Below are 19,359 nucleotides of genomic sequence, written 5' to 3'. Positions count from 1 at the left end.
GCGGACAGCACGCCCGATTATTACAGGTAGTAATCGGTTTTTGTGATTTGTTGGTATTCAGTCATGTTTTGCCCGGTTTTCCATGACGGAGCGCGGGTACTCACTTCCGGCCAGTACACGAGTGAGCTGCCGTGCAGCCAGTCAACCGGAGGGACACATGACAAGCCGCTACCGCACTACGGTCGCCCGCGGGGCGCCCGTATCCATCGCCGCCTCGCTGATCGGCCTGGTGTTCCTGCTGGTGGGCGTGCTGGGCTTCATTCCCGGCATCACCACCGACTTCGGGGAGATGAAGTTCGCCGGGCACGAGTCGGAGGCCGAACTCTTCGGACTCTTCCAGGTGTCCGTGCTGCACAACCTGGTCCATCTGGCCTTCGGCGTGGCCGGGGTGCTGATGGCCCGCACCGCGGCGCTCGCCCGCTCCTTCCTCATCGGCGGTGGCCTGATCTATCTGGTGCTGTGGATCTTCGGACTCGCCGTGGACAAGGACAGCGACGCCAACTTCGTGCCCCTGAACACTGCGGACGACTGGCTGCACTTCGGGCTGGGAGTGGGCATGGTGGCGCTCGGCCTCATCCTGCCGCGCCGCGCCCCGGCACCGCACTGAGCCGCCGCGGAAGCCACGGAAGGCGCAGGACAGTCACAGGACAGTCACAGGACAGGACGGCAGATCATGGACGAAGGACAGGCCCGGCAGGAGACCGCGGCACAGCGGCCGGCGCGCTTCCGGCGTGCCGTGGTCACCGGCGGTGCGGGATTCCTCGGCTCGCATCTGTGCACCGCCCTGCTGGAGCAGGGCACCGAGGTGTGCTGCGTGGACGACTTCTGCACCGGACGCCCGGAGAACACCGCCCATCTCAGCGGGCGGCCCGGCTTCACGCTGATACCCGCGGACGTCACCGAACCGTTCGAGGTGCCCGGCGAGGTGGACCTGGTGCTGCACTTCGCCTCCCCGGCCTCGCCGGCCGACTATCTGCGGCTGCCGCTGCACACCCTGGACACCGGCAGCCTGGGCACCCGCAACGCGCTCCAGCTCGCCCGGCGGCACCGTGCGCGCTTCGTACTCGCCTCCACCTCCGAGGCGTACGGCGATCCCCAGCAGCATCCGCAGAGCGAGACCTACTGGGGGCATGTGAACCCGGTGGGACCGCGCAGTGTCTACGACGAGGCCAAGCGCTTCGCCGAGGCGCTGACCTGCGCGGAGGCCGAGGCGCACGGCACCGACACGGGCATTGTCCGGCTGTTCAACACCTATGGGCCGCGGATGCGCGGCCACGACGGGCGGGCCGTGCCCACCTTCATCCGCCAGGCGCTGGCCGGGGCGCCGCTCACCGTCACCGGTGACGGCCGGCAGACCCGCTCGCTGGCCTATGTGGACGACACGGTGCGCGGCATCCTTGCCATGGCCGCCTCCGACCTGCGCGGACCGGTCAACATCGGCAACCCGGACGAGATCACCATGATCGAGCTGGCCCGGAAGGTCATCGGGCTGACCGGCTCCTCCTCCGTCATCAGCTTCATCGAGCGGCCGGCCGACGATCCGGCGGTGCGCTGCCCGGACATCACCCTGGCGCGCGGCAAGCTCCAGTGGGAGCCGCGGATCGACGCGGACGACGGGCTGGCCCGCACCATCGCCTGGTTCCGCGAGCATGCCCCGGCCGGCGACGGCGGCGGGGACGGCGCCGCGGCCGGGGCCGGACCGCGCCCGGCCCGACCGGTGTGACCGGCGTGACCGGCGTGACCGGTGTGACCGGCGTTCCGGGCCCGTGACCCGCGTAGCCCGTAGCCGCCCGTGTGGCGGGCCCGGGCGCAGCCCGCGCCCTCCTCCCGCTCCCCCCCGTTCCACCCCGCTGCCGCCGTACCCGGCAGCGGCCCGCCGAAGGGGCCGTTCAGATGCGCATTCTCGGAATCAACGCCCTGTTCCACGACCCGGCCGCCGCTCTGGTCATCGACGGCAGGGTGGTGGCCGCCGCCGAGGAGGAACGTTTCTCCCGGCGCAAGCACGGCAAACGGCCGCTCCCCTTCTCCGCCTGGGAACTGCCGGAGAAGTCCGCCGCCTGGTGCCTGAAGCAGGCCGGTCTCCGCCCGCAGGACCTGGACGCGGTCGCCTACTCCTACGACCCGGCCCTGGCCCGCCCGGCGGACGACCTGGGCCTGGACGACCCCTGGGACCATCTGCGCCAGCTCTACGCCCGCGAGGCACCCGGCTTCCTCGCCGAGGCCCTGCCGGGACTGGACCCCGCCGCCGTCCGCTTCGTGCCGCACCACATGGCGCACGCCGCGTCCGGCGCCTTCGCCGCCCCCGACGCCGAGCACTGCTCGGTACTGGTGCTGGACGGCCGCGGTGAGTCCGCCTCCCATCTGGCCGCCCGCCGCAACGGCGCCGGAGACCTGGAACCGCTGCACGCGCAGGCGCTCCCGCACTCCCTGGGCCTGGTCTACGAGGAACTCACCGCGCATCTGGGCTTTCTGCGCTCGTCCGACGAGTACAAGGTGATGTCGCTGGCCTCCTACGGCCGGCCCCGCATGCTGTCCGAACTCCGCCGCCATGTGCACGCCACCGGTGACGGCGGCTTCCGCGCCACCGCGGTGCCCTGGGACACGCTGTGCCCGCCGCGCCGCCCCGGCCAGGCATGGGGCCAGGAGCACGCCGATCTGGCCGCCAGCGCCCAGGCGTGTCTGGAGGAGACCCTGCTGGACCTGGTGCGCTGGCTGCACGGCCGGACCCATGACCCGGTGCTCACCATGGCCGGCGGGGTGGCGCTGAACTGCGTGGCCAACTCCCGGATCGCCCGCGAGGGGCCGTTCTCCCGGGTGTGGGTGCAGCCCGCCGCGGGCGACGCGGGCACAGCGCTGGGCGCGGCCCTGCTGCTGTCCGCCCGGGGCGGCGTGCCCGCCGTGCCGATGTCCGGGACGGATCTGGGGCGCGGCTGGTCGGAGGCCGAGCTGGAGGCGTGGCTGAAGACCGCGGCGGTGCCCTACGAACGGCCGCCGGACATCGCCGTCACGGTCGCCCAGGCGCTGGCGGACGACGCCGTCGTGGCCTGGTTCCAGGGACGTTCGGAGTTCGGTCCGCGGGCGCTGGGCCACCGTTCGCTGCTGGCCCACCCCGGCAAGTCGGGCAATCTGGAGCGGCTCAACGACGTCAAGGGCCGTGAGCAGTTCCGGCCGGTGGCACCCATGGTGCTGGCCGGCCGGGCGGGCGAGATCTTCCACGACGGGCCGCTGCCCAGCCCGTACATGCTCTTCACGCACCGGGTGGACGAGGAGTGGCGGGACCGCATCCCGGCCGTGGTGCATGTGGACGGCACGGCCCGCATCCAGACGGTGGACCCGGCCGCCGAGCCGCTCGTCGCGCGCATGCTCACCGCCTTCGAACGGCTGACCGGCCTGCCGGTGGTGGTCAACACCAGCCTCAACACGGCCGGCCGGCCGATGGTGGACGACCCCCGGGACGCACTGGAGTGCTTCGGCTCCTCGCCCGTCGACCTGCTGGCGATCGGGCCGTTCGCGGTACGGCGCGGCGCCTTCTTCGCCGGTCCCGACCGCCCGCCGGTGGTCTGAGCGCCGCGCCGCGGGGACCGAGAAGGCCGGACAAGAGGGCCGAAGAGAGAGCCGGAAGACGCCGGAAGAGGCCGGAGAACCAGGGAAAGGGGTGCCGAGGATGGCCGCCGAACCCACCCGCCCGCACGGGGACGAGCACGAGCAGGAGCACCAGCAGGACGACGACCGGGACCGGGACCGGGACCCGGATGCCGCGGACGGCGTGCCGGAGTGGTACGCCACCGGCGACTGGAGCGACGCCGCGTCCTGGCACCCGCCCCCGGAGGCGGCCGGCACCGGCCGGGGCCGGCCGGAGAGCCTGCCCGAGGAACTGGCCTACGCCGTCGTGATCCCGACCCTCGGCCGGCCCAGCCTGACCCGGACCCTCCAGGCGCTGGCCGCCGGCCACGGCCCGCTGCCGCGGCGCATCGTGCTGGTGGACGACCGCCCGCCGCACGACCCCGAGCCGCTGCCGGTGACGGTCCCCGCACCGCTGCGCCCCCTGGTGGAGATCGTCACCGGCCCGGCGGCCGGGCCGGCCGCCGCCCGCAACGCCGGCTGGCGGACCGTCCCGGAACGCTGGATCGCCTTCCTCGACGACGACGTGGTGCCCTCCCCGGGCTGGGCCGCCGATCTGGCCGCCGACCTGGCCGCCGCCGACCCCGGCACCGCCGGCGTGCAGGGCCGGATCAGTGTCCCGCTGCCGCCGGACCGACGCGCCACCGACTGGGAACGGGTCACCGCCGGGCTGGCCGACGCCCGCTGGATCACGGCCGACATGGCCTACCGCCGGGCCGCCCTGGAGGCCGTCGGCGGCTTCGACGAACGCTTTCCGCGGGCCTTCCGGGAGGACGCCGATCTGGCGCTGCGGGTGCAGGACACCGGCTGGACGCTGGAGCGGGGGCGCCGCCGCACCGAGCATCCGGTGCGCCCGGCGGACTGGTGGGTGTCGGTGCGCGCCCAGGCCGGCAACGCCGACGACGTGCTGATGACCCGCATCCACGGCCGCGACTGGTGGTCCCGGGCCCAGGCGCCGCGCGGCCGGCTGCCCCGGCATCTGGCGACCACGGCGGCGGGCGCGGCGGCGCTGCTGGCCGCCGCCCTGGGACGGCGCGGGGCCGCGGCCGTCTGCGGCGGCCTGTGGCTGGCCGGCACCGCCGACTTCGCGGCGGCCCGGATCGCGCCCGGCCCGCGCACCGCCGACGAGGCCGCCCGGATGGTCACCACCAGCGTGCTGATCCCGCCGGTGGCGGCCGGGCACTGGCTGGCCGGCCTGCTGCGCCATCGGGGTGAAAGCGCATGATACGTACCGGTGACGGACCCGGCCACGGTTTCGACGGCGGGCTTCCGGCTACTCACGGGCCCATGCGACACAGCACGCCCGCCCCGCAGCCCCCGTGCGCCCCGGAGGCCCCGGAGGCCCCGGAGGCCCCGGCGGACACGGCGGACACCGTGGCCACGGCCCCCGCGGCGGAGGGCGGCGGGACGGGGCCGGCGCGGTCCGGACGGCCGCCGTCCGGACACGGCATATCCCGGCCCGCGGCGGCGCCGGAAGCCGTGCCGTCCCCGCAGACGCCCTGGTCTCCGCCGCCCGCCCCGGCCCCGTGGCTCTTTCCCGCCCGGGACCGGCCGGGGCCCCGGACCGCCGCGGCACCGGCACCGGCACCGCCGGACCGGCTGCGCGCGGTGCTGTTCGACCGGGACGGCACGCTGGTGGAGGACGTGCCCTACAACGACGCCCCGGAGCGGGTGCGGCCCGTCCCCGGCGTCCGGGAAGCGCTGGAACTGCTGCGCGCCCGGGGCATCGCGCTCGGCGTGGTGAGCAATCAGTCCGGCGTCGCCCGCGGCCTGCTCACCCGGGACCGGCTGACGGCCGTGCAGCGGCGCGTCGAGGAACTGCTCGGCCCGTTCGCGGTGTGGGCCGTCTGCCCGCACGGCCCAGCCGAGGGCTGCGGCTGCCGCAAGCCGGCCCCCGGCCTGGTGCACGCCGCCTGCGCCCGGCTCGGCGTGCGCCCGGAACACACCGTGGTCATCGGGGACATCGGCGCGGACGTGCGGGCCGCCCGGGCCGCCGGGGCGCGCGGGGTGCTGGTGCCCACCCCGATCACCCTCCCCCGGGAGATCGCCGAGGCGCCCGAGACCGCGCCCACCGTGGCCGCCGCGGTGCGCGCCCTGCTGCGCGAGCACGTTCCCCGCCACCGAGCCGGCACCGGCACCGGAACCGGAACGGGCACCGGTCGGGGACGGGCCGGGGCGGGCACCGCGGACCGGGAAAGCCGGGAGAGCCGGGAGAGCCGGGGGCACCGATGATCATCCGCCGCCCCCGGACCCTGGTGGTCCGCCTGGACAACGCCGGCGATGTGCTGCTCGCCGGCCCGGCGGTGCGCGCGGTGGCCGCCGGTTCCGCCCATACCGCCATGCTCTGCGGGCCGTTGGGCGAGGCCGCCGCCCATCTGCTGCCCGGTCTGGACGAGATCCTGGTGCACGACGCCCCGTGGGTGGGATTCTCCCCGCCCCGGGTCCGGCGCGACACGATGGACGCCCTGGTCGACCGGATCGCCGCCCGCCGCTACGACCGGGCGCTGGTGCTGGCCTCCTACCACCAGAGCCCGCTGCCCGCCGCCCTGCTGCTGAAGATGGCCGGCGTGCCCTGGGTGGCGGCGGACTGCGAGGACTACCCCGGCTCCCTGCTCGATCTGCGTCACCGCCGCGCCGACCAGCGGCACGAGGCCGCCGCCGCGCTGGATCTGGCCGAGGCGGCCGGTTTCGCCCTGCCCGAGGACGACCGGGGCGAACTGCGCATCACCGCCCCGCCCGACACCACCGCGCTGACCGGGCCGGAGCCCTATGTGGTGGTGCATCCCGGCGCGTCGGTTCCGGCCCGCGCCTGGTCCCCGGCGCGAGCCGCCCGGGCGGTGGCCGCGCTGGCCGGGGCCGGGCACCGGGTGGTGGTCACCGGCGGCCCGGCGGAGAAGGAGCTGACCGCCACCGTGGCCGGACGGCACGCCCTGGACCTGGGCGGACGCACCCGGCTGCCGGAGCTCGCCGGGGTGCTGGCCCGGGCCCGCTGCACCGTGGTCGGGAACACCGGCCCGTCGCATCTGTCGGCAGCCGCCGGCACGCCGGTGGCCTGCCTGTTCGCCCCGGTGGTGCCCGCCGACCGGTGGCTGCCCTACCGGGTGCCGCATGTGGTGCTGGGCAGGCAGGACGCGCCCTGCCGGGGGACCCGGGCGCGCGTCTGCCCGGTGCCCGGCCATCCGTGCCTGGACTCGGTGACCGACGGCGAGGTGCGGTCCGCGGTGGAGTCGCTGATCTCCCCCGCCGCCCCGCATCCCGCACCCCTCACCACCGGGTGACGGACCGGCCACCGGCCGACCCGCCCACCGGCCCGACCGACCGACTGACCAGCCGACTGACGAGCCGACGAACGAGCCGACGAACGAGCCCACGAACGAGGTGAGCCGGTGAACATTCTGCTGTGGCACGTGCACGGCTCCTGGACCACGTCCTTCGTCCAGGGCCCGCACACCTATCTGGTGCCGGTGCTGCCGGACCGCGGCCCGGACGGACTGGGCCGGGCCCGCACCTTCCCCTGGCCCGCCTCCGTCCGTGAGCTCTCCCCCGCGGAACTGCGGGACGCCGGCATCGACGCGGTCGTCCTCCAGCGCCCGCACGAACTCGCGCTCGCCGAGCGGTGGCTGGGCGGACGCCGCCCGGGCCGGGACCTGCCCGCCGTCTATCTGGAGCACAACGCCCCCGACGGCGAGGTGCCGCTCACCCGTCATCCGTGCGCCGACCGCACCGATCTGGTGCTGGTCCATGTCACCCACTTCAACCGGCTGTTCTGGGACAACGGCCGCGCCCGCACCACCGTGATCGAGCACGGGGTGGTGGACCCGGGCCACCGCTGGACCGGTGAGCTGGAGCGCGCCGCCGTGGTGGTGAACGAACCGGTGCGGCGCGTCCGGTTCACCGGCACCGATCTGCTGCCCGCGCTGTCCGGGGCGGTCCCGCTGGATGTCTTCGGAATGGCCACCGAGGGCCTGGCGGACCGTCTCGGCCTGCCGCCGGAGCGCTGCCGCAGCCACGAGCTGCCGCAGGCCGGGCTGCACGCCGAGATGGCCCGCCGCCGTCTCTATCTGCATCCCGTCCGCTGGACCTCGCTCGGGCTGTCGCTGATCGAGGCCATGCATCTGGGCATGCCGGTGGTCGCGCTGGCCACCACGGAGGCGGTGGAGGCGGTCCCGGCCGGGGCGGGCGTGCTCTCCACCCGTCCGGAGGAGCTGGCCCGGGCGGCCCGCCGCTATCTGCACGAGCCGGAGGCGGCGGCCGAGGCGGGCGAACGGGCGCGGGCCGCCGCCCTTTCCCGCTACGGCCTCAAACGTTTCCTCGCCGACTGGAACCGCCTGCTGGAGGAGGTGACCCGGCGATGACCCGGACCGACCCGCGGACGACCGGACCGCCGCTGCGGATAGCCATGGTCTCCGAGCACGCGAGCCCGCTGGCCGCGCTGGGCGGCGTGGACGCCGGCGGGCAGAATGTGCATGTGGCCAGGCTGGCCACCGCGCTCGCCGCCCGCGGCCACCGCGTCACCGTCTACACCCGGCGCGACGCGCCCGCCGGCCGGCTGCCGGACGAGGTGCCGGCCGGGCCCGGGGTGACGGTCCGCCATGTGCCGGCCGGGCCGCCCGAGCCGCTGCCCAAGGACCTTCTCCTGCCGCACATGCCGGAATTCGCCCGCTTCCTGGCCGAGCAGTGGGCTCGCGACGGCGCGGAGGGGCGGCCGGATCTGCTGCACACGCATTTCTGGATGTCGGGCGTGGCCGCGCTGCACGCCCTCGGCTCCGCGCCCCCGGACGCCCGGCGGATCCCGCTGTGCCACACCTACCACGCGCTGGGCACGGTGAAGCGGCGTCACCAGGGCTCCGCCGACACCAGCCCGCGCGCCCGGATCGCGCTGGAGCGGCGGATCGGCGAACGCTGCGACCTGGTGATCGCCACCTGCGAGGACGAGGTGCGGGAGCTGACCGCGATGGGCATACCGGCGGAGCGGACGACGGTGGTGCCCTGCGGGGTGGACCCGGACACCTTCCGTCCGGACGACCCCGGCGACCCCGGCCCCGGCGATTCGCGCTCCGGCTCACGGCCCCGGCCCCGGTCCCGGTCCCGGCACCCCTTCCGGCTGCTGCATCTGGGACGGCTGGTGCCGCGCAAGGGCGCCGCGGTGTCCATCGCCGCACTCGCCAGGCTGCCGGGCACGGAGCTGGTCATCGCGGGCGGCCCGCCGCCGGAGAAGCTGGACTCCGACCCCGAGGTGCGGCGGCTGCGCGAGACGGCCCGGCGGGCGGGCGTGGCGCGGCGCGTGGTGTTCACCGGCGCGGTGCCCCGGGACGCCGTTCCGGCCCTGCTGCGCGGCGCCGATGTGGTGCTCTGCCCGGCCGACTACGAACCGTTCGGCATCGTTCCGCTGGAGGCGATGAGCTGCGGGCGGCCGGTGGTGGCCAGCGCGGTCGGCGGACAGCTCGACACCGTGACCGATCCGGGCACCGGGCGGCTGGTGCCGCCGGGCGATCCGGCCGCGCTGGCCGCGGCCGTCGCCGCCCTGCTCGCCGATCCGGCCGCCCGGGCGGCCTGCGGTGCCGCCGGCCGCCGCCGGGTGCTGGCCCGGTACGGCTGGGACCGGGTGGCCGCCGCCACCGAGGCCGCCTACCGCGCCGCCCTCGCCCCGGCCCGCGCCCCGGCCGCCGGGCGGGCGCCCGCGCCCGCCGCGGCGCCCTGAGCCCGAGCGGGGGCCACGGAAACCGACGAAGTCAAGGGAAGCCGACGGAAGTCGACGGAAGTCAAGGAGAAGCACCATGAGCACCACCGCACAGCGTGTGGCACACGAGCACTGCCAGTCCCTGCAGGACGCGCTGGCCCACTTCCGGGCGGAAGGGCTTGCCCAGGTCACCGAGTGGGGGCGGCATCTGGCCGCGGTGCTGCCGGTCGGCGGACGGCTGCTCGCCGCGGGCAACGGCGGCAGCGCCGCCCAGGCCCAGCATCTGACCGCCGAGCTCGTCGGCCGCTACCGCACCGAGCGCCCCGCCTACTCCGCCATCGCCCTGCACGCCGAGACCTCCTCGCTGACCGCCATCGGCAACGACTACGGCTATGACGAGGTCTTCTCCCGCCAGGTGGAGGCGCACGGCCGGCCCGGCGACATCCTGGTCGTGCTGTCCACCTCCGGCCGCAGCCCCAATCTGGTGCGGGCCGCGAACACCGGCCGGGCCGCCGGGCTGCGGGTGTGGGCCATGACCGGCCCGCGTCCCAACCCGCTGGCCGCGGAGGCGGACGAGGCCCTGGCCATCGACGCGCCGAGCACCGCCACGGTCCAGGAGGCTCATCTCGTCGCCCTGCATCTGATGTGCGAATCCTTCGACATAGCGGCCGGTGCCGAGCCCGATGGCGCGCTCGGTGCCGACCGGGCCGCGGAGGCGGCGGCCCGGCTCGCCGGCCACTGAGCCGGTCGCCGAGCCGGTCGCCGAGCCGGCCCGCCCGAGCCCTGCCGCGCGGCTCCGCCCGCCCGGACGGACGACGCAAGGAGTGCGTACCCATGACCAGCCAGCAGCCGATCGTCGTCGTCGGCGACACCCTTCTCGACCAGGACGTGCACGGCGACACCTCCCGCCTGGCGCCGGACGCCCCGGTCCCGGTGGTGGACGTGGCCGAGGAGCGCGCCCGCCCCGGCGGGGCCGGCCTGGCCGCCGCCCTGGCCGCCCTGGCCGTCCGGGACGGCCGCGAGGTGGTGCTGGTCACCGCCCTGGGCGACGACCAGGCCAGCGAGACGGTCCGCGCCGTGATGCCGCCCGGGGTCCGGCTCGTCGAGATTCCCCTGCGCGGCACCCTCCCGGTCAAGACCAGGGTGTGTGTGGACGGCCGGCCGCTGGTGCGTGTGGACCGCGGCGACGGCCGGCCCGGCACGCCGGGCGACGAGGCCCGCGAGGTGCTGCGCGAGGCCCGGGCGGTCCTGGTCGCCGACTACGGCCGGGCCACCGCCTCGGCGCTGCGCGAGGAACTGTCCGAGGCGGCACGTCATCTGCCGCTCGTCTGGGACCCGCATCCGCGGGGCGAGGCCCCGGTGGCCGGCGCCCGGCTGGTCACCCCCAACGACCGCGAGGCCCGCACCTTTGTCCCGGACCCGGCGCCGGGGCAGGGACTGGCCGGCTCGGACTCGCTGCGCGCCCACGGCCTGCGCGGCGCGCGGCTGGCCGAACGCTGGGGGGTGGCCTCGGTCGGCGTCACCCTGGGGGCGCGCGGCGCCCTGCTGACGCGGGCCCGCTGCGACGACCCCCTGTATGTACCGGTGACCCGCCACACCGCGGGTGATCCGTGCGGCGCCGGGGACTGCTTCGCGATCACCGCGGCCGTGGCGCTGGCCGACGGCGGACTGCCGGAGGAGGCGGTGCTGCGGGCGGTGGAGGCGGCCAGCGCGTTCGTCGCGGCGGGCGGCGCGGGAAACCCGGACACCTGGCGCCCGCGGCAGCGGCCCCCGGCCGGCCGGGGCCGCACCGGCGGGGCGCGCGGCCGGGTGCCGCGGCGGCTGGCCGAGGTGCTGGCCGTGGTGGAGTCGGTGCAGGCCCGCGGCGGCACCGTGGTCGCCACCGGCGGCTGCTTCGACCTGCTGCACGCGGGCCATGTGCAGTTGCTGCAGAATGCCCGCCGCACCGGTGACTGCCTGATCGTCTGCCTGAACTCGGACGCCTCGGTGCGGCGGCTCAAGGGGCCGGGCCGCCCGCTGAACCCGCTCGCCGACCGGATCAGGGTGCTCACCGGCCTGGCGTGCGTGGACGCCGTGGCGGTCTTCGACGAGGACACCCCGGAGACGCTGCTGCGGCGGATCCGCCCGGATCTGTGGGTGAAGGGCGGCGACTACAGCGTCAGCGGGCTGCCGGAGGCGGCTGCGCTGCGGGAGTGGGGCGGGCAGGCGCTGGTCCTGCCGTATCTGGCCGGCCGCTCCACGACGGCGATCGCCCGGCGCGCCGCGGGCGGCCCGGACTCCTCCTCGGCCTCGGCCGCCCTCCCCCGATGACCGCCCGTCCCGGGCCCGCGCCCGCGCCCGCCGGACAGCCCGCCACGGCCTCCGCGGCCGGTGCCACGGGCGGCGCGGTCCTGCCGACCGGTGCGCGGGGGGCGGCCGGGGGCTCGGCCGGGGAGGAGCGGGCGGCGGTCGTGGTGCTGCGGGCGCTGGGGCTGGGCGATCTGCTGACCGGGGTGCCCGCGCTGCGCGCGCTGCGGCGGGCCTGTCCCGGCCGCCGGCTGCTGCTGGCCGCCCCGGCCCGCCTCGCCGAGGCCGCCGCCGCCACCGGCGTGGTGGACGGGCTGCTGCCCACCACCGCGGCGGACCGGGAGGTGCCGGACCGGGTGCCCTGGACCGGCCCGCCGCCGGAACTCGCCGTGGACCTGCACGGCAACGGCCCGGCGAGCCTGGCACCGCTGCGCGCCCTCGCCCCCGCGCGGCTGCTCGGCTATGCCCTGCCCGGCGCCCCGCCCTGGCGGGAGGACGAGCCGGAACGCGCCCGCTGGTGCCGGCTGCTCGCTGCGCACGGCATCCCCGCGGCCGACCCCGACGACCTCCGGATCACCGCCCCGGCGGCCTCCCCCGCACCGGGTGCCGTGGTGCTGCATCCGGGCGCGGACGCCGCGGCCCGGCGCTGGCCCGCCGACCGCTTCGCGGCCGTCGGGCGGGCACTGCGGGCCGCGGGCCACCGGGTGGCGGTGACCGCGGGCCGGGGCGAGGCGGCGCTCGCCCGGGCCGTGGCCGACGCCGCCGGCCTGCCCGCCGGGCAGGTGCTGGGCGGTGACCGGGACCTGCCGTTCGGCGAGTTGTGCGGCCTGCTGGCCGGTGCCCGTGCGCTGGTGGCCGGCGACACCGGACCGGCCCATCTGGCGACCGCGCTGGGCGCCCCCTCCGTGGTGCTTTTCGGCCCGGTCTCGCCGCGTGTCTGGGGCCCGCCGCCGGGGCCGCGGCACCGGGTGCTGTTCCGTCCCGGTCCGGACGAGCGGGACCTGGTACGGCCGGGAGACGCGCACGGCCGCCGGCCCGACCCGCGGCTGCTGCGCATCACCCCCGACGATGTCCTGACGGCCCTGGCCGGGCTCGGCGTCACGCTCGGCGCCGACCGGCCGGAACGGGCCCGGGCCTGACCGCGCCCGCGTTCTCCTCCCCGGTCCCCCGCACCGCCCGGCCCGGTGCTCTCCCCGCCGCCGCCCGCACGCGCGCGGGTTCCGGCGCCTCTTTCCGCTTCCCACTTCCCCCTTCCCCCCTTCGCCTTCCCGGGCCCGGGGTCCCGCGCCGCACCGGCGGGGGCAGGAGGCCGGTGGCGGTGGCGGCGGCGGCGCGTCAGCCGATGTAGCGGCGGGCGGTGGAGCGGCGCTGGGCGTCCTCCAGGGCCCGCAGCCGGCCCTCGACCGCGGGTGGCACCACCCGGCGCTCCCGCACCAGCCACGGCGCTCCGGCCAGCGCCGCGCCCACCGCCCGCGCACTGGCGCGGTCCCGGGGCACGGTGCGCAGCAGCCGCACGGTGCGGCGCAGCGCCGGTCGCACCGGGCGGCGCAGCCAGGTGAACCACAGGGTGTTGCGGATGCCGTCGGTGCGCCGCCGGGTGGCGTCCCGGGCGGCCGAGGCTGCGTGATGGATCGTCAGCTCCGGCGCGAACGCCAGCCACCAGCCGTCCGTCATCAGATCGGCGGCCAGCAGCTCCTCCTCGCCGCCGAGCCAGAGCCGGGGCGAGAAGCCGCCGGCCCGGCGGAAGGCGTCGGTGCGCAGCACGGTCGCCGCGGCCAGAAAGGAGCCGAGCGGCGGTCCGGGCAGGGCGGGCCCGCCGGGCGGCGGGCCCGGCACGGGCGAGTGGCGCAGTTCCTCGACGATGGGGTCCTCGGTGCCGGCCGGCTCCACCACGATCCGGGCGGTGACGGCGGCCACGCCGGGGTGGGCGTCCAGCAGATCGGCGGCGGCGCGCAGCGAGCCGGGCTCCCACCAGGTGTCGTCGTCGCAGAACGCCAGATAGGGGGTGGTGACCCGGCGGGCGGCCAGATTGCGTCCGACGGCGCCGAGATTGGCGCCGGGACGGAGCAGGGTGACCTCCGGATGCAGCCGGGCGACGGCTTCCGCGGTGCCGTCGGCGGAGGCGTTGTCGGTGACCACGACGCGCGGGCGTTCCGGCAGCGCGGCCAGCCGGTCCAGGGTGTGCAGCAGTTCGTCCCGCCGGTTGTGGGTGATCACCGCCACCGAGACCCGGCCGTCCGGCTCCGCCGCCGCCCGCTCCCGCTGTTCCCGCCGCTCCCGCTGTTCCCGCTCCCGCTGGGCCATGGACCGCTGCTCCCCTCCGCCGCCCCGTCACGGGCCGGCACCGACGGATGTCCGGCGGCCCTCGGGCGGGGCCTCGGGCCGCCGCTGTTCGAGACGGCGCACGTCGGCCTCGACCGCCGGCGGCAGCCGGCGGCGGTGGCACAGCGCCGCGGGCAGCCGGGGCAGCAGCCCGCCCAGCGCCCGCCGCGCCACCGGATCGCCGGGGGCGGCCAGGGCCAGCTCACCGGTGCGGCGCAGCGCGACCGGCAGCGGGCGCCGCAGCCAGGCGGTCAGGGTGGCGTTGCGCCGGGTCAGGGCCTTCCGGTGCGGGCGCGGCACGTCGGCCGGCCGGTGCCGGGCGGTGACCGCGGGCGCGTAGCAGCAGAGCCAGCCGGCCGCGGTCAGGTCGTATGCCAGCAGGGTCTCCTCGGCGCCGAAGAACAGCACCGGGTGATAGCCGCCGACGGCCAGGAACGCCTCCCGGCGGACCACGGCCGCGCAGCCCAGGAACCCCAGCACCGGCGGCCCCGGCAGCCCGCCGGCGCCGACGCCCGCAGCGCCGCGGTCGGGACCGGGTCCGGGTCCGGGGCCGGGGCCGGGCGGCGGGCGCAGCGGGGAGGCGGCCAGCACGGCGTTGAGCGGGTCCTCGGCGGCCGCTCCGTCGGGGCCGACCAGGGTGCGGGCGGCCAGCAGGCCGATCCGCGGCTGACGGACCAGCAGCTCGCCGGCGGCGGCCAGGGCGCCCGGCTCCCACCAGGAGTCGTCGTCGCTGAAGGCGACATACTCGGTGCCGACGGCGCGGACTCCGTCGTTGCGGGCCAGGGCGCCGCGGTTGGTGTGCAGCGGGACGAGCTGCACCTGCGGGAAGCGCCGGGTCACCATGGCGCGGGTCCCGTCGGAGGAGGCGTTGTCCACCACCACGATGCGGGGCCGCTCGGGCAGCGCGGTCAGCCGCCGCAGCGTCCCGGCCAGCTTCTCGGCACGGTCGCGGGTGGCGATCACCACTCCCGGGCCCCGGTCCGGCGCGGACGTGTTCACGCTCGGCTCACTCATGCCAGTCATGCCAGTCATGTCGCGCCCGCGAGTGCCCCGGGCCGCCGCCCCGAAACGACGGCCCCGGCGCCGCACGGTTTGGGCGGACGGGGGGTCGGTTACCCGCGCCCGGTGACGTTCCAGGAGACCGCCGCCCGGCAGCCCGGCAGAGTGCTGCTCACCGGCTGGTTCAGCTTTCTGCACGGCGAGGCCACGGCCGGCGACGTGCTGGCCCTGCGCCGTGTCCAGCAGGTGCTGGACCGGGCCGGGGTCCGTTACGACGTGGCCTGGAGTCCTCGTTTCCGGCCGGACGGCCTGTCGCTGGACGAGACGCGGCCCGAGCGGTACGCCTCCCTGGTGTTCGTCTGCGGTCCGCTGCACGGTCCGCGGATCGCCGGGCTGCACGAACGCTTCCCGCACTGCCTGCGGATCGCCGTCGGCACCTCCGTGATCGACCCCGAGGACCCCGCCGTCACCGGCTTCCACCGGGTGCTGGCCCGCGACGGCCGGCACATCCCGGCCACCCGCGACCTCGCGGTGCGGGCGCCGACCGCCGGTTCGGTCCCGGTCACCGGGGTGATCCTCACCCGCGGCCAGGGCGAGTACGGCACCGCCCGCCTGCACGACCAGGTGGCGCGCACGGTCTCCGGGTGGCTGGCCCGCACCCGCTGCGCCCCCGTGGTGCTGGACACCAGGCTCGACGCCCGCGACGGGCTGCTGGCCGGCACCCCGGAGGAACTGCTGTCCCTGCTGGAGCGGACCAACGCGGTGATCACCGACCGGCTGCACGGCATGGTGCTGGCGCTGCGCGCCGGAGTGCCGCCCATCGCCGTCGATCCGGTGCGGGGCGGCGCCAAGGTCAGTGCCCAGGCGGACGCCTGCCGCTGGCCCGCGCTGATCCCGGCCGAGCGGCTCGACTTCGGCCGGCTGGACGCCTGGTGGTCCTGGTGTCTGCGGCGCGGGCGGCAGGCCGCGCTGCGCCGCGGGCGGCTGCTGTCCGCGGGCTCGGACCCGGCCGACCAGCTGCTCGGCGCGCTGCGCCACGCCGCCCCGGCCCTCGGCCGCTGAACGCGGTGCCCCCGCCCGTGCCCGTGCTCAAGTCCCCGTCAGGGGCGTTTCTGGATGACACCGAAGACGTGGCCGTCCGGGTCGAAGAAGTAGAACAGCTTCTGCTGCTCGTACTCGTGCTCGCGGGCCACCTCCACAAAGGGGCGGATGCTCGCCACATAGGCGTCGAAGTCGTCCACCGCCAGCGAGAAGGTGGCGAACGTGCCGACCGGGGTGTCGCGCAGCGGCGGCATCCAGCGGCGCAGGTGCTCGTCCCGGTAGACGGTGAACGCGAACTCGCCGTCGAACAGCAGCGTGCGCAGGTCGTCGTCCGGATCGCCGCCGCCCGGCAGCGCGGTGAAGCCCAGCTTCTTGAAGAAGCCGACCGACGCCTGGGTGTCGCGCACCCCGAGACAGACGGAGATCACAGGGGTCTTCAGCATGACTCTCTCCTTCGCCCTCTCCCTGGAACGTGAACAACCAGATAAAAGCATCCTTACCGCTCGATTTCGGACAAGCCGTCACCGCGCACCGCGGGGGAATCCGGGAACGCGGCGTGAGCAGGCTCATAACGTCAGTTGGACGATTAGCCCTCTAGACTCGGAGACGTGCCCCAGTTGCGTCTCGCCCTGAACCAGATCGACTCCTGCGTCGGAGACCTCGCCGGCAATGCCGACGCCGTCCTCCGCTGGACCCGGCACGCCGCCGAGCGCGGCGCCCACCTGGTCGCCTTCCCGGAGATGATGCTGACCGGCTACCCCGTCGAGGACCTGGCGCTGCGCCCGTCCTTCGTGGAGGCCGGCCGCGCCGCCCTGCACGACCTCGCCGCCCGCCTGGACCGCGAGGGCCTGGGCGCCACCCCGGTGGTGGTCGGCTACCTGGACCGCAGCCAGGAGCGGCTCCCCCGCTACGGCCAGCCGGCCGGCTCCCCGCAGAACGCCGCCGCCGTCCTCCAGCACGGCGAGGTGGTCCTCACCTTCGCCAAGCACCATCTGCCCAACTACGGCGTCTTCGACGAGTTCCGCTACTTCGTCCCCGGGGACACCCTGCCCGTGATCCGCGTCCACGGCGTGGACGTGGCCCTGGCCATCTGCGAGGACCTGTGGCAGGACGGCGGCCGGGTGCCCGCCGCCCGGGCCGCCGGCGCCGGCCTGCTGCTGGTGGTCAACGCCTCCCCCTACGAGGTCAACAAGGACGACACCCGCCTGGACCTGGTGCGCAAGCGCGCCGAGGAGGCCGGCTGCGCCCTCGCCTACCTCGCCCTCACCGGCGGCCAGGACGAGCTGGTCTTCGACGGCGACTCGATCGTCGTCGACGCCCAGGGCACGGTGGTGGCGCGCGGCCCGCAGTTCGCCGAGGAGTGCCTGCTGCTGGACATGGACCTCCCGGCCGCCGCGCCCGAGCCGCCGGCCGGCACGGTCGGCGCGGACGGCGCCGGCGAGGACGGGCGCCTGACCATCGTGCACCGCACCCTGTCCGCCGAGCCGCTGCCGCGCTACCCGGTGCAGTACCCGGGCGGCCGGGCCGCGCGCCTGGGCGACGAGGAGGAGATGTACCGGGCGCTGGTCACCGGCGTGCGGGCCTATGTGCGCAAGAACCACTTCCGCACCGTGCTGATCGGCCTGTCCGGCGGCATCGACTCCGCCCTCACCGCCGCCATCGCCTGCGACGCCCTCGGCCCGGAGAACGTCCACGGCGTCTCCATGCCGTCCCGCTACTCCTCCCAGCACTCCAGGGACGACGCCGCCGAACTGGCCCGCCGCACCGGCCTGCACTTGCGCACCGTGCCCATCGACCCGATGTTCGACGCCTATCTGGCGGCCACCGAGCTCACCGGCCTGGCCGAGGAGAATCTCCAGTCCCGGCTGCGCGGCACCCTGCTGATGGCCATCTCCAACCAGGAGGGCCAGATCGTGCTGGCCCCCGGCAACAAGAGCGAGCTGGCGGTCGGCTACTCCACCCTCTACGGCGACTCGGTCGGCGCCTACGGCCCGATCAAGGACGTCTACAAGTCGGCGGTCTTCCGGCTGGCGCGCTGGCGCAACGCGCACGCCGCCGCACACGGCGAGACCCCGCCCATCCCGGAGAACTCGATCAGCAAGCCGCCCTCCGCCGAACTGCGCCCCGGCCAGCTCGACACCGACTCGCTGCCCGACTACCCGGTACTGGACGGCATCCTGGAACGCTATGTCGACCTCGACCACGGCCGGGACGAGATCGTGGCCGCCGGCTTCGACGAGGAGCTGGTGCGGCGGGTGCTGCGCCTGGTCGACGCCGCCGAGTACAAGCGGCGGCAGTACCCGCCGGGCACCAAGATCTCCCGCAAGGTCTTCGGCAAGGACCGCCGGCTGCCCCTGACCAGCCGCTGGCACGAGGGCTGACCCGCGCGGCGCGGCTCCGCCGGGCTACGACACCCGGGCGGCCACCGGCAGATGATCGCTGCCGGTGGCCGGCAGGGTCCAGGAGGTGGCCGGTTCCAGGCCGCGCACCAGGATGTGGTCGATCCGGGTCAGCGGGAAGCCCGCCGGATAGGTGAAGCCGAAGCCCGCCCCGGCCGCGCCCTGGGTGGAGCGGAGCTGCGCGGTGACCGGCGCCAGCGCGCGGTCGTTCATGGTGCCGTTCAGGTCGCCGAGGAGTATCACCCGCTCCAGCCGCTCGTCGGCGATGGCCGCACCCAGCAGATCGGCCGCGTCGTCCCGCCGCCCGGCGGTGAACCCGGCCCGCAGCTGCACCCGCACCGAGGGCAGGTGCGCCACATAGACGGCCAGCTCGCCGTCGGGCGCGGCCACGGTGGCGCGCATCGCCCGCACCCAGCCCAGGCCGATGTCCACCGGCCGCACCTCGTCCAGCGGGTAGCGGCTCCACAGCCCGACCGTGCCCTGCACCGCGTGGTGGGGATAGGTCTCGGCCAGGCCCTCCTCGTACACCGCGACCTGCTCCTGCGGCATCTCCTGGAGGGCCAGGACATCGGCGCCGGAGCCGGCGAGTACGGCGGCGGTGGCCGCCGGATCGGGGTTCTCCGCGTCCACGTTGTGGGAGGCCAGGGTGAGGTCGCCGCCGTCCGAGGTCTTGTCCAGCAGCAGACCGCCGAAAAGGTCGGACCAGACCAGCAGCGGGATCAGCACGCCGATCAGGGCGGTGCACGAGCGCCGCCACAGCGCGGCGGCCAGCAGCACCGGCAGGGCCAGCCCGGCCCAGGGCAGAAAGGTCTCGGCGAGGCTGCCGAGGTTGCCGACCACATTGGGGATGTGCGCGTGGCTGAGCATCACCGCCGCCGTCAGCAGGCCGAGGGCGGCCGGCACCAGGCCGCGCCGCCAGCGGCCGGCGCGGTCGCCCCAGCGGGGCGGCGACGACCGCGCGCCACCCGCCCCTGCCTTCCCTTGCGTCACATCCGGCGCGTCCTTCCCACC

Annotated in this window: 17 protein-coding genes; 13 read left to right on the top strand and 4 right to left on the bottom strand. The window is 76.2% G+C overall.

Going from position 1 to position 19,359, the window contains the following annotated elements:
* Nucleotides 1–157 precede the first annotated feature (157 nt).
* The 11 genes from BM242_RS11665 (at nucleotide 158) to BM242_RS11615 (ending at nucleotide 12,726) form a co-directional block, all read left to right on the top strand.
* The gene (locus BM242_RS11665) at nucleotides 158–607 is read left to right on the top strand and encodes a DUF4383 domain-containing protein (RefSeq protein WP_093838696.1); all 450 of its coding nucleotides are present in this window, start codon (nucleotides 158–160) and stop codon (nucleotides 605–607) included.
* Between the two features lie 66 nt (nucleotides 608–673).
* A complete protein-coding gene (locus tag BM242_RS11660) occupies nucleotides 674–1,723 on the top strand; it encodes a UDP-glucuronic acid decarboxylase family protein (RefSeq protein WP_093838695.1) in 1,050 nt (349 codons plus the stop codon).
* 170 nt (nucleotides 1,724–1,893) lie between these two features.
* Nucleotides 1,894–3,564, top strand: coding sequence for a carbamoyltransferase family protein (locus tag BM242_RS11655; protein ID WP_093838694.1), 1,671 nt, complete (start codon nucleotides 1,894–1,896; stop codon nucleotides 3,562–3,564).
* A gap of 100 nt (nucleotides 3,565–3,664) precedes the next feature.
* Complete coding sequence (locus tag BM242_RS11650; RefSeq protein WP_093838693.1) at nucleotides 3,665–4,846, top strand: glycosyltransferase family 2 protein; 1,182 nt, start codon at nucleotides 3,665–3,667, stop codon at nucleotides 4,844–4,846.
* A 62-nt stretch (nucleotides 4,847–4,908) separates the two neighbouring features.
* Nucleotides 4,909–5,853 carry a D-glycero-alpha-D-manno-heptose-1,7-bisphosphate 7-phosphatase gene (locus BM242_RS11645; protein WP_139238322.1) on the top strand — a complete coding sequence of 315 codons (945 nt, stop codon included), beginning with the start codon at nucleotides 4,909–4,911 and terminating at the stop codon, nucleotides 5,851–5,853.
* Complete coding sequence (locus tag BM242_RS11640; RefSeq protein ID WP_093838691.1) at nucleotides 5,850–6,899, top strand: glycosyltransferase family 9 protein; 1,050 nt, start codon at nucleotides 5,850–5,852, stop codon at nucleotides 6,897–6,899. Before BM242_RS11645 ends, BM242_RS11640 begins: the two co-directional genes overlap by 4 nt.
* Nucleotides 6,900–7,007: 108 nt before the next feature.
* Nucleotides 7,008–7,976 carry a glycosyltransferase gene (locus BM242_RS11635; protein WP_093838690.1) on the top strand — a complete coding sequence of 323 codons (969 nt, stop codon included), beginning with the start codon at nucleotides 7,008–7,010 and terminating at the stop codon, nucleotides 7,974–7,976.
* The gene (locus BM242_RS11630; protein WP_093838689.1) at nucleotides 7,973–9,322 is read left to right on the top strand and encodes a glycosyltransferase; all 1,350 of its coding nucleotides are present in this window, start codon (nucleotides 7,973–7,975) and stop codon (nucleotides 9,320–9,322) included. Before BM242_RS11635 ends, BM242_RS11630 begins: the two co-directional genes overlap by 4 nt.
* Before the next feature lie 76 nt (nucleotides 9,323–9,398).
* The gene (locus BM242_RS11625) at nucleotides 9,399–10,043 is read left to right on the top strand and encodes a D-sedoheptulose-7-phosphate isomerase (protein WP_093838688.1); all 645 of its coding nucleotides are present in this window, start codon (nucleotides 9,399–9,401) and stop codon (nucleotides 10,041–10,043) included.
* A 92-nt stretch (nucleotides 10,044–10,135) separates the two neighbouring features.
* On the top strand, nucleotides 10,136–11,611 hold the full coding sequence (rfaE2, locus tag BM242_RS11620) for a D-glycero-beta-D-manno-heptose 1-phosphate adenylyltransferase (protein ID WP_093838687.1): 1,476 nt from the start codon (nucleotides 10,136–10,138) through the stop codon (nucleotides 11,609–11,611).
* Nucleotides 11,608–12,726, top strand: a complete 1,119-nt coding sequence (locus tag BM242_RS11615) for a glycosyltransferase family 9 protein (protein ID WP_093838686.1) — start codon at nucleotides 11,608–11,610, stop codon at nucleotides 12,724–12,726. Before rfaE2 ends, BM242_RS11615 begins: the two co-directional genes overlap by 4 nt.
* Nucleotides 12,727–12,922: 196 nt before the next feature.
* Here BM242_RS11615 and BM242_RS11610 read toward each other — a convergent pair whose 3' ends face one another.
* Both BM242_RS11610 and BM242_RS11605 read right to left on the bottom strand, forming a co-directional pair.
* Entirely contained in the window at nucleotides 12,923–13,891 is a 969-nt protein-coding gene (locus BM242_RS11610) for a glycosyltransferase family 2 protein (protein ID WP_093838685.1), read from the bottom strand.
* A gap of 27 nt (nucleotides 13,892–13,918) precedes the next feature.
* Nucleotides 13,919–14,923, bottom strand: coding sequence for a glycosyltransferase family 2 protein (locus BM242_RS11605; protein WP_245834001.1), 1,005 nt, complete (start codon nucleotides 14,921–14,923; stop codon nucleotides 13,919–13,921).
* 111 nt (nucleotides 14,924–15,034) lie between these two features.
* On the opposite strand from BM242_RS11605, the gene BM242_RS11600 reads away from it, so the two are divergent.
* Nucleotides 15,035–15,970 carry a polysaccharide pyruvyl transferase family protein gene (locus tag BM242_RS11600; protein WP_093838683.1) on the top strand — a complete coding sequence of 312 codons (936 nt, stop codon included), beginning with the start codon at nucleotides 15,035–15,037 and terminating at the stop codon, nucleotides 15,968–15,970.
* Between the two features lie 38 nt (nucleotides 15,971–16,008).
* Here BM242_RS11600 and BM242_RS11595 read toward each other — a convergent pair whose 3' ends face one another.
* Nucleotides 16,009–16,392, bottom strand: a complete 384-nt coding sequence (locus tag BM242_RS11595; protein ID WP_245834000.1) for a VOC family protein — start codon at nucleotides 16,390–16,392, stop codon at nucleotides 16,009–16,011.
* 165 nt (nucleotides 16,393–16,557) lie between these two features.
* Here BM242_RS11595 and BM242_RS11590 point away from each other — a divergent pair, with 165 nt between their 5' ends.
* Nucleotides 16,558–18,330 (top strand): NAD+ synthase, encoded by a 1,773-nt coding sequence (locus BM242_RS11590; RefSeq protein WP_093838682.1) that lies wholly within the window; start codon nucleotides 16,558–16,560, stop codon nucleotides 18,328–18,330.
* A 24-nt stretch (nucleotides 18,331–18,354) separates the two neighbouring features.
* Here the strand turns inward: BM242_RS11590 and BM242_RS11585 are convergent, their stop codons facing one another.
* The gene (locus tag BM242_RS11585; RefSeq protein WP_245833999.1) at nucleotides 18,355–19,338 is read right to left on the bottom strand and encodes an endonuclease/exonuclease/phosphatase family protein; all 984 of its coding nucleotides are present in this window, start codon (nucleotides 19,336–19,338) and stop codon (nucleotides 18,355–18,357) included.
* Between the last annotated feature and the right edge of the window lie 21 nt (nucleotides 19,339–19,359).

Origin of the sequence: Streptomyces aidingensis, from assembly GCF_900112355.1 — a bacterium.
GTDB lineage: Bacteria > Actinomycetota > Actinomycetes > Streptomycetales > Streptomycetaceae > Streptomyces > Streptomyces aidingensis.
The sequence above is the reverse complement of the archived record's forward strand: the minus strand, read 5'-3'. Positions and strand labels throughout refer to the sequence as shown.